The organism is Calothrix rhizosoleniae SC01 (genome assembly GCF_900185595.1).
Taxonomy (GTDB): Bacteria; Cyanobacteriota; Cyanobacteriia; order Cyanobacteriales; family Nostocaceae; genus Calothrix_A; species Calothrix_A rhizosoleniae.
This window is the reverse complement of the sequence record NZ_FYBH01000273.1, coordinates 1-10,496: the sequence shown is the minus strand read 5'-3', so window position 1 is coordinate 10,496 and position 10,496 is coordinate 1. Positions and strand designations below refer to the sequence as shown.

At 40.3% G+C, this 10,496-nt stretch carries 7 protein-coding genes and 1 pseudogene; 3 read left to right on the top strand and 5 right to left on the bottom strand.

What is annotated here, in order from left to right; all coding sequences use genetic code 11:
- The coding region (locus tag CALSC_RS16425; protein ID WP_235006815.1) for a peptidoglycan-binding domain-containing protein at positions 1-539 on the top strand (539 nt) is incomplete at its 5' end.
- A 138-nt stretch (positions 540-677) separates the two neighbouring features.
- Here the strand turns inward: CALSC_RS16425 and CALSC_RS16420 are convergent.
- The 3 genes from CALSC_RS16420 to CALSC_RS16410 form a co-directional block, all read right to left on the bottom strand.
- Positions 678-2,948 carry a hybrid sensor histidine kinase/response regulator gene (locus tag CALSC_RS16420; protein WP_088242388.1) on the bottom strand — a complete coding sequence of 757 codons (2,271 nt, stop codon included), beginning with the start codon at positions 2,946-2,948 and terminating at the stop codon, positions 678-680.
- Positions 2,949-2,953: 5 nt separating this feature from the next.
- The gene (locus CALSC_RS16415; RefSeq protein ID WP_088242387.1) at positions 2,954-3,379 is read right to left on the bottom strand and encodes a response regulator; all 426 of its coding nucleotides are present in this window, start codon (positions 3,377-3,379) and stop codon (positions 2,954-2,956) included.
- A 237-nt stretch (positions 3,380-3,616) separates the two neighbouring features.
- Positions 3,617-6,274 (bottom strand): GAF domain-containing protein, encoded by a 2,658-nt coding sequence (locus CALSC_RS16410; protein WP_088242386.1) that lies wholly within the window; start codon positions 6,272-6,274, stop codon positions 3,617-3,619.
- 63 nt (positions 6,275-6,337) lie between these two features.
- Here CALSC_RS16410 and CALSC_RS26565 point away from each other — a divergent pair, with 63 nt between their 5' ends.
- Both CALSC_RS26565 and CALSC_RS16405 read left to right on the top strand, forming a co-directional pair.
- Positions 6,338-6,478: a hypothetical protein gene (locus CALSC_RS26565; RefSeq protein ID WP_159460636.1), complete on the top strand. Its 141-nt coding sequence runs from the start codon at positions 6,338-6,340 to the stop codon at positions 6,476-6,478.
- 222 nt (positions 6,479-6,700) lie between these two features.
- Positions 6,701-7,675: an L-histidine N(alpha)-methyltransferase gene (locus CALSC_RS16405; RefSeq protein ID WP_088242385.1), complete on the top strand. Its 975-nt coding sequence runs from the start codon at positions 6,701-6,703 to the stop codon at positions 7,673-7,675.
- A gap of 90 nt (positions 7,676-7,765) precedes the next feature.
- On the opposite strand, the gene CALSC_RS16400 is transcribed toward CALSC_RS16405, so the two are convergent.
- On the bottom strand, positions 7,766-9,922 hold the full coding sequence (locus CALSC_RS16400) for a polyribonucleotide nucleotidyltransferase (protein ID WP_088242384.1): 2,157 nt from the start codon (positions 9,920-9,922) through the stop codon (positions 7,766-7,768).
- Between the two features lie 289 nt (positions 9,923-10,211).
- A pseudogene (locus CALSC_RS26560) lies at positions 10,212-10,496 on the bottom strand (sodium:solute symporter family protein); the annotation flags it as partial.

Here is a 10,496-nt window from a genome sequence, read left to right as displayed (position 1 = left end):
CTCAAGAGATAAATATACTTATGAATACCGAAATAAAATCTCTTTACCAGCAACCAACACTACAGTTTGGTGCCAAAATTCACATTGTCAAAGAAATGCAAGCTGCTTTAAATAAACAATTAGGGCGACTAGATACAATGTCAAAGTTTCCTTTATATATCCCCGTCACAGGCTTTTTTGGAGAAGATACTTTAAACGCAGTTAAGTATCTCCAATGTTTAGCCTTTTTAAAGATAGATGGAATTGTTGGACAAAAGACTTGGGCTTATTTATATCATGGAGCAGCCAGTCTCCCCCGTCTGAGTTTTAGTTGTAGCGATAAACTAGTTGCAACAGTACAAGAATTACTCAGCAGCTACGACTATTATACAGGTGTAGTTGATGGCATATTTGGGATTCAGACTGTAGAAGCGGTACGGACATTTCAAGTACAATCTCATTTAAGTGTTGATGGTATAATTACTGAGTCTACTTGGATAAATTTGAGTAAGTTAAAGACCCATACTTATAACTGTAGTAATTGTGTATTTAGTAACTAGAAGAGGCAGGGAGCAGGGAGCAGGGAGCAGGGAGTAGGGAGCAGGGAGTAGGGAGCAGGGAGTAGGGAGTAGGGAGTAGGGAGTAGGGAGCAGGGGAGAAGATTGTCAATTCCTCTATCAAATATTACTGATTACTTATTATTCAATCACCTGTTGTATGGTATGTAATAATTCTTTCACAGTATAGGGCTTAGGTAAAAATGCTTTGATTCCAGCAGCTTTGGCTTCATTCATTTTATTGCTCGACATTAACCCACTACTAGCAATAATTTTTACTTCTGGGCTAATTTTTTTCATTGTCCGAATAGCAGTTAACCCATCTAAAGAAGGCATCATCATATCCATTAAAACCAGGTGGATTTTATCCTTATGTTGAGCAAAAATTGCGATCGCTTCAATACCATCGTTGGCTATCATGGTTTGATAGTTGTATCCTTCTAAGGATGCTCGAGTAATTTCAGTGATTGAGCTTTCATCATCCACTACCAGAATTAATTGTCCATTACCACTTGTAGGTTGTAAATCTTCTTCTTCTTGAGTTTCTATTCCTTCCACAGCAGGTAAGTAAACTTTAAAACAAGTTCCTTGCCCTTCTTCGCTGTGTACATTCAAAAAACCACCGTGACTTTTAACAATACCGAGGACAGTAGCCAGTCCTAAACCAGTGCCTTTACCTACTTCCTTCGTTGTAAAAAATGGTTCAAAAATACGTTCTAAAACATCAGCAGAAATACCTGCACCACTATCAGAAACAGCGATCGCAATATAAGGGCCAACTTTCGCTTCTAGGTTCATGCGGGCATAGTTTTCATCTATGAATATATTTTCCGCCGCAATCCTCAATTTACCACCTTCTGGCATGGCATCCCTAGCATTAACACAGAGATTCATTAATACTTGATGTAGTTGGGTGCTATCTCCAGAAACCATCCACAAATTGTTAGGAATATCCAAGGAAACTTCAATGGATTTGGGGAATGTTTCTTTGAGAATTTTGGTTAATTCTTTGGCTAAGTGCCTCATTTGTAAATGAATGCGCTTACCTTGCACCCCCCTAGCAAATGACAGTACTTGTTTAACCAAATCCGTTGCTCGTTTGGTACTATCTTCCAGGATTTCAAATAAATGCTGACTCTGTTCATCCGCATCGGGAAACTTCATGGGTAACAGTTGGGATGCAGCTAAAATTGGTGTGAGAATATTATTCAAATCGTGGGCAATACCACTAGCTAAAGTCCCAATACTTTCCAGACGTTGGGTGCGGAAAAATTGAGATTCCAATTGCTTTTTTTCAGTAATATCAGTGTCAACTGTGAGGATGGATTTAGGTTTACCCTTTTCATCACAAACCAAAGTCCAACGACTTTCTACTAAAATTTCCTTACCACTTTGATTCAACTTACTTAACTCACCTTGCCATTTCCCCCTACTCATTGTGGCTAATAGTGCGGATTCTACTTCTGGGGGTGTTTCTTGATAAAACAATTCACTAGTATTCTTGCCATATACTTCTGATTCTTGCCAACCGTAAATATTTTCTGCCCCTTTATTCCAAAATAGGATTCTATTCTCTAAATTGCGCACAAAAATTGCATCTGTGGTCACATCTAATAATGCAGCTTGTTCGCGGATTTTCTCTTGTGCTTGCTTGCGTTGGGTAATATCCTCATTCACACCAACATAGCCGATAATTTTACCTCCCTGGGATTTCATGGCTGTTGCTCGCCCAAATACCCAACGTACATCTCCTTGGGAGGTTAAAAAACGAAACTCTAGGGAAAATTCACCGCCACCATGAATAAATTGATTCCATATATTTGTCACCATTTCTTGGTCTTCGGGATGAATACATTTTACCCAAGCTCTGCCAAGACTTTCTTCCAAGGTTAAACCAGAAATTTCTTGCCACAATTCATTGGTGTATATACAAATACCATCTGCATCGGTTTGGTAAATGCCAATAGGAGCGGAAGCACTGAGAGAACGAAATCTTTCCTCACTTTGTCTGAGAGCTTCCTCAGCCCTTTGTCTTTCCATTGCATAGCGCATACAACGTACCAGCAAGTCTCCACTTACCTGCCCTTTGACTAAATAATCCTGGGCTCCTTGTTGCATGGCTCCCATTGCCAAAGTTTCATCATTTAAACCTGTTTGGACAATTATGGGGATTGCCGGTACCTGGTTGTGTAAGGTGACAAAAGTTTCTAAACCATTACTATCTGGTAGAGTTAGGTCTACTAGAATGACATCAAAACTTTCTTGTTTTAAAATTTGTAGGGCTTTATCTAGCCGTTCCACAGAGGTTAGCTGACACTGTACTGAAGGAACTTCCCCCAATAACTCCTGTAGCAAAAGTACATCACCAGGGTTGTCTTCAATCAACAGAACCTGAATAGGTGTTTCTGCCATGCAATTCACTCCGGCGGCAGTTTGACAATTGTGAACCAGAAATTTTCTATTGATTGGACGATTTTAACGAACTGATCGAAGTCAACAGGCTTAGTAATATAACAATTAGCTGACAGATTATATGCCTTAAGAACATCTTCCTCTGCTTGGGAAGTGGTTAATACCACCACTGGAATTCTTCTAAGAAGATTATCAGCTTTTATTTCTGCGAGTACTTCGCGCCCGTCTTTTTTGGGTAAATTTAAATCAAGTAATATTATATCTGGAGTTGGCATCTTAGCATATTTTGCCTCTTTATACAAGAATGCCATAGCTTCCACGCCATCCTCAACAACGCTTAAGTTAACTGAGATTTTGCTATCGTCTAGGGCAATTTGAGTTAATTCTACATCGCCAGGATTATCTTCTATCAACAAGACCTCGAGAGACATAATCAGTTAACAATTAACAGTGAACAGTGAACAGTGAAGAAGACAGTCCCGTAGATGCACTACACGCGGCTTCTCGTAGAGATGAAAAAAATTTTTTCCCCATCAAGGATGAAAGAGGGTTCTTTATCCTATACCCTAAACCCCACAACCTTTTTAAAATTAGGAGGAGGGGATTTGGACTCTTGATTCTGACCTTTCCCAAACTATTTTCGCCTTTAACAACTAAGCTAATACAAATTATGAATTATTTAAGAGGGTGTGTTCAGTGTGATTGGGAATGGTAAAAAAGAAAGTGGTACCTTGCCCTAGCTCTGATTCTACCCAAATACGTCCACCATGACGTTCTACAATTTTCTTGCAAATTGCCAAACCAATTCCTGTCCCAGAATATTTATCTCTGGTATGCAGACGTTGAAAAATGACAAAAATGCGATCGCGGTATTGTGGTTCTATACCAATACCATTATCCTTGACCCAAAATAGCCATTCAGGTTCATGGCTTGATAATTTGTAACTTGTGGGCGGTAAAGAAGTCATATTTAAACTTCCATCACTCCTTCCCTCCATCACTCCATCACTCCTTCCCTCCATCCCTCCATCACTCCTTCCCTCCATCACTCCTTCCCTCCTTCCCTCCTTCTCTCCTAACTTCGCCAAGCCAATATGTATCTTGGGAGTTTGCTCTCCTCGAAATTTAATTGCATTCCCAAGGAGATTTTGCAACAACTGGGCTATGAGGGTTTTATCACCCATGACTTCCGGGAGAGGTGCATCATGGGTAATAATTGCATCACTTTCTTCTATGGCGATTTTTAGATTAGCGATCGCTAGGGATAAAATATGTTCACAGTCAACTGTCTCAAAAGGTTGAGCGCGGGTGCTGACACGGGAATAACTCAATAAGTCATTAATCAAAGTTTGCATCCGCCTTGCCCCATCTACAGCGTAGCCGATAAATTGGTCGGCTTTGCTATCGAGTTGACCTTTGTATTTTCTTTCTAATAATTGTAAATAACTAGTAACCATACGTAATGGTTCTTGTAAATCATGGGAAGCAACATAAGCAAATCTTTCCAAATCAGCATTAGAACGAGCTAATTCTTCCCTTTGTTTGGTTTCTTGCTCTAATAATTCTGCCTGGGATAGAGCTATACCAATTTGGTTGGCTAGTTGTTGCAATAGGTCTATTTCTTCATTATTCCACTGCCGGGAACTAATACACTGATGGGCAACCATTAACCCCCAAAGCTTGTCTAAACACAAAATTGGTACTACTATATGTGCTCGAACATCCATTTTTTCTAAGAATTCTCGATGGCAGCCTTGGATGTTTGCAGTGGCTAAATCATCAATGGTACTAATTCGTCCCAAACGATAAGCTTCTTGGTAGTCTTGGCGAAAGCAGTGGTCAATCATTTGTCTACCTAAAATTGGCATACAATTGGCTACCACAGCTTCTTTGACAATTTTCCCAGAACCATCAGGCAGTAACTTAAATATAATTACCCTGTCAACTTGCAATAGATTCTTGACTTCTGCAACCGCCGTACGCAGTATCTCTTCTGTATGTAAAGATTGACGAATCTTCTGAGCAATTTCTGCTAATAATTGCGATCGCTGATTTTGTTGTCTCAGCTCTAATTCTGCTTGTTTTTGTTCACTAATATCAGTGATTGTACTTATATAACTTCCCAATTCTTTAGTATTTATTCTTTCTGCTACAGCTTGACCAAATACCCAAGTGATCTTGCCATCAGGACGCTGAAATCGATATTCTAATTGAAATGGTATCTGTCGTTGTGCTGATTCATACCATGTTCTGAATACATTCTCCCTGTCATCAGGATGAATTGAACGAACCCAACCTTCTCCTAATGCTTGGTTATAAGATAGTCCAGCAATCTCACACCATCTCTCATTTACATATAAACAGTTACCTTGGGCATTAATACGGAAGATCCCTACTGGTGCAGCTTGGGCTAAAGAAGCATACCTCTGCTCGCTAGAACGTAATGCTAGTTCCACTTTTTTGCAATTGGTAATATCCCAATCTAATGCAGTAATTCCTACAGGTTGATGATTCTCATTGTAAATTATCTTACCTTTTGTTGCCGACCAACGGATGTGGCGATTGAGTAAAACAAAGCGAAATTCTAAATCTAGGTAGGAATCATCTTGCTGCTCAATAGCATCAGAAATGGCATCTAATACCTTTTCCCTGTCCTCTGGATGTATAAAGTTAATAAAGGTGTGGTAGTTGCCATCAAAGCTTCCTGGCTCTAGATCAAAAAGACGTTCTAAGCCATCAAACCAAGTCATTTTCTGGGTGAGTAGATTCAATTCCCAACTACCCATGAGTGCAGCGGAGAAGGCTTGTTTGAGCTTTAATTCTACGGTTTGATTTTTGTGCTGAGCTTGTTGTAACTGGAGTTGGGTAATTATTTGTTGACCCAACACTTGTAATGCTTGAGTTTGTGTAGAGTTTAATTGTCGAGGCTGGAAATCCATCACAGATAAAGTTCCAATTACTTCTTTTGTGGGTAGAGTTAAAGGAACCCCAGCATAAAGTCGTATATGGGGTGGTTCTATGACTAAGGGATTATCTGCCCACTGGGCATCTGCTAAAGTATCGGCAACAATAAAAATATCCTCCTGTTGAATGCAAGCAGGACACATGCCCACATTCATAGGTAATTCAGTAATTTCCCAACCTACCTTAACTGAGAAATACTGACGATTTCCATCGATAAAATTGATTGCGGCTATGGGAGTCTCACAAATAACACCTGTTAGCTCCACAAGATGTTTAAGTGCAGTTTTTGTCTGGATATCCAGAGCTTGATACTGTTGTAGAGTTACCAGCCTTGCCGTTTTATGGGTGGGTAAAGACTTCATTGTTTAGATTTTAGAGCCATTGCCTTGGTTGGGTCAAACAATTTTGGATTTTGGATTGATTCCATGTCTAACAAGAAATTTAGGGGCTTGTATCCTTTTACTTTTCGGTTAATCCTGAGATTTAAGATGGGAAATTTTTATCTAGGATTAGGTTGGTTTAGTTTAATTGTGAATGGCAGCCACACAGCAATAGCGATCGCTTAACTTTTATACATATAACTCAAACTAAATTTATATTTTTCGGTTTTTCTTCAAACTTGTAACTTTGGGGGTGAAAAACCTGTCTATTATTAGTTTTTCCAAAAAAACATCCTCACCAAATTTCTGAATATTATAACGGCCAAAAGAGTGGAGGTTGAGTTGAATCACGAAAGATACTACATTAACTGAGATTATAAGCAACTACCGATTACTAAGAGAGAATTTGTGAAAAATACAACTGAAGACAAGAAAGTTATTAATAAACTTCAGAAAGATACTCAAGAATTTTTCCTAGGCAAAATTAATGGTAATCTGTGGCCTTACGTATATGGTGCTCCTCAAGATGACAGTGATCCAGTTCGAGGTGGGATACTCTACAATAAAGTGCTTGAATGGGAACAGGATTACTACCTTTACAAGTACGAGGCGGAACTATTCCAGACTAAGGGACATCTTCTAACTTCCCTGATAGGCTCTAATGCAACTTTCATCGAATTAGGTCCTGGTAGTGAACAAAGTGTCCGTTTGAAAACCTTACCTTTGCTCAAAACTTGTCCTGACTTAAGCGGTTACTTAGGAATTGACATTTCCCAATCTTTTTTGGATAAAGTGATTGAGGTTATTCATTCCGCATTCCCATCAATTTTTATTGATGGCATTCAGGCAGACTTTACCCAACTAAAAGATTTACCAGAATTTGGCAAACCAGTAGTTTTTTTCAAAGGCAGTACCATTGCCAATCTCAAAAGAGATGAAGTACCAGTTTTTATATCTTATATCAAGAAACTAGTAGGCAAAAAACATTATTTGCTTGTAGTTCATGATGCTAATCAAGATGAAATTTCTTTGATGAAAGCCTATGACAACTCAAGAGTGGCTGTTTTTATAAAGAACATCATGTATCGTCTTTATCGTGATGTGATTGGGGAGGGGATGGAACCAGAGCCATTTCGGTACAAGCCGGAATGGGAGCCTGAAACTCATGAGCTGAAACATGTTTTAACCGCAACCAAGTCACAACAATTTGAGCTTCATGGACACACAATTGAGATTGAAGAAGGGCAAAAATTTCATACTTTTAGTTCTTTTAAGTACCCGATTGAGGTATTTCAAAATATGCTCAGCTTAACAGGATATAAGCCGATTGATTTTGTCCTAGATAATTCTGGTCGGATAGCTGCTCATATTTTTGCAGGGTAACACGTCCCAAAAAGACCCACACTGAACTTACGGTACAGTGTAGGTAAGTTGCCTAGCGATCGCTAGGCATCTCAAATTTTTGGGAACCTATTAGCGATTAACAGCGGCTTCCCTGGCGGCTGCGGCTTGATCTGGATGAATACCCAAGCGAGTCAGATTAATTCTGCCCTTACCATCAATCTCACGCACCTTGATAATCACTTCATCACCAACAGCAACTTCATCCTCAACCTTACCTACACGATAGTCAGCTAATTGAGAAATATGGATCATACCTTCTTTCCCAGGTAGAAATTCCACAAAAGCACCAATGGGTATAATTCGGGTAACACGCCCAACATAAACATCTCCTTCATTCAGCTTGCGTGTCATACCTTGAACTATGTTACGAGCTTTTCTGGCTCTACCTTCATCCATGGCGGAGATAGTAACTGTGCCATCATCCTCAATATCAATTTTGGCACCAGTTTCTTCCGTAATCCCCTTAATTGTTTTACCACCAGGACCAATCACTAAACCAATCATATCTGGATCAATTTTGATGGTTAACAACCTGGGAGCATAAGAAGACATTTCACTGCGAGGCTGATCAATAGCTTCCAGCATCTTTTCCAGAATGTGCAAGCGGGCATCTTTGGCTTGATGAACAGCTTGAGCAACGGTTTCTAGGGATAAACCAGAGATTTTCATATCCATTTGTAAGGCTGTAATCCCCGAATCCGTACCCGCAACTTTAAAGTCCATATCGCCTAAAAAGTCTTCTATACCCTGAATATCAGTCAGGACACGAATTTCATCTCCCTCTTTAATCAACCCCATCGCTGCACCACTGACAGGTTTAGAAATGGGAACACCTGCATCCATTAAAGATAAAGTGGAACCACACACTGAACCCATAGAAGTAGAACCATTAGAAGATAAGACTTCTGATACTACGCGAATGACATAGGGGAACTCTTCTTTTGTGGGTAGCACCGGCACTATTGATCTTTCCGCCAATGCTCCATGACCAATTTCTCTACGTCCAGGAGCACGTAATGGTTTGGTTTCTCCCACGGAAAACGGTGGGAAATTATAATGGTGCATATAACGCTTTGCCTGTTCTGCTTGTAAGTCATCAGGCAAGTTTTGGGCATCTCCAGGAGTTCCCAAGGTTACAGCAGATAATACTTGGGTTAGTCCCCGGTTAAACAAGCCAGTCCCATGCACCCGTTTTGGCAATAAACCAACTTGACAGGAGACAGGACGTACTTCGTCTAATTTACGACCATCAACACGAATGTTATCTTCCACAATTTGGCGGCGCATTAGCTTTTTTGTAATACTTTTAAAAGTATTACCTAGAGCTTTGCTATTTTCAGTTGCCGCAATTTGGATGGGATCTGTTTCTGGTAGTTCAGAAATAGCAGTGGAAATTGTTTCTTTCACCGCATCTAAAGCTGCATCTCGCGTCTTCTTATCCAAGTCGAATTGTGACAGGATTTTCTTAATTTCATCAGTTGCACGTTCACTGATGAAGTTTTCCAAAGATGTATCTACTTCTTCAGGAGGCTCTTCCTGGACAAGTTTTAAACCCAGTTCATCAATTAATTCCAACTGTGCCTGGATTAAGTCTTGCACAGCTTCATAGCCAAATTCAATCGCTTCAATAATATCCCTTTCTGGGAGTTGGTTGGCACTGGCTTCGACCATGATCACACCATGGGAGGTACCAGCTACAACTAAATCTAAATCCCCAGCTTCAGTTTCTGCATAGGTGGGGTTGATAATAAAATCATCTCCGACTAATCCCACCCTTACTGCTGCCATGGGACCATCAAAAGGTATTTGAGCAATTAGGGTGGCAATGGAAGCTCCTGTTACCGCCAATACATCTGGTGGCACTAGTTCATCCATTGACAAAGTATATGCCACAACTTGTAAATCGTCACGCAACCACGATGGGAATAACGGACGTAGTGGGCGATCAATTAAGCGGCTAGTAAGAGTTACTCTCTCTGGCGGACGACCTTCCCTTCTCATTATACCACCGGGAATCCTTCCGGCTGCATATAATCTTTCTTCGTAATCTACAGTGAGGGGTAGAAAATCAACGCCTGCTCTGGCAGAAGATCGTGTCGCCGACACTAAAACTCTGGTATCCCCAGATTCTATCAACACTGATCCACCCGCCTGGGGAGCTAGTAGACCAACCTTCAGTCGAATATCCCGTCCGTCAAAGGATATTGACTTTTCAAATTCTCCCATTCAGTTCTTTTTCCTTCTATGCACGCTATTCTCTCTCTGTGGCAATCCTAACATTTATGTACTATTACTGCTTGGGGTTAAATGCAAAGATAAATAACTTTTTTTTACACTGAGAATTGTGGCTATATAGATAGAGCTTGCTGTTCGCGGAGCGCAGCGTTAGCTGTAAAAGTCTTTTGGTGAGGGTAGGGAGTGGGGAGTAGGGAGTAGGGAGTAGGGAGTGGGGAGCAGGGGAGAAAACCCATACATGAATGTAGGGGCTTGTATCCTTTTCTTTTTCGGTCAAAGATTAAACTGAACGGGGTATAACCTTGCCGAATACGATAATCAAAGAGGAGAGGGCTATTATCGGTACTACTGGTAAAAAACCAAAGGTCAAAAATTGAGGAATTACACCCAATTGAAAGCCAATTAATGCTACTTCTCCCACCAAAATTGAGATAATACAACTGGTCGGATTAACTTTTTTATCGTATAGAGTGGCAATTACTGTGGGAAAAAGAATTGCTAATCCGGTAAATGCTTCCCTGGCAATCCCTAAAATTGTGGCTGGGGGATTGTAGGCAAGAATTAA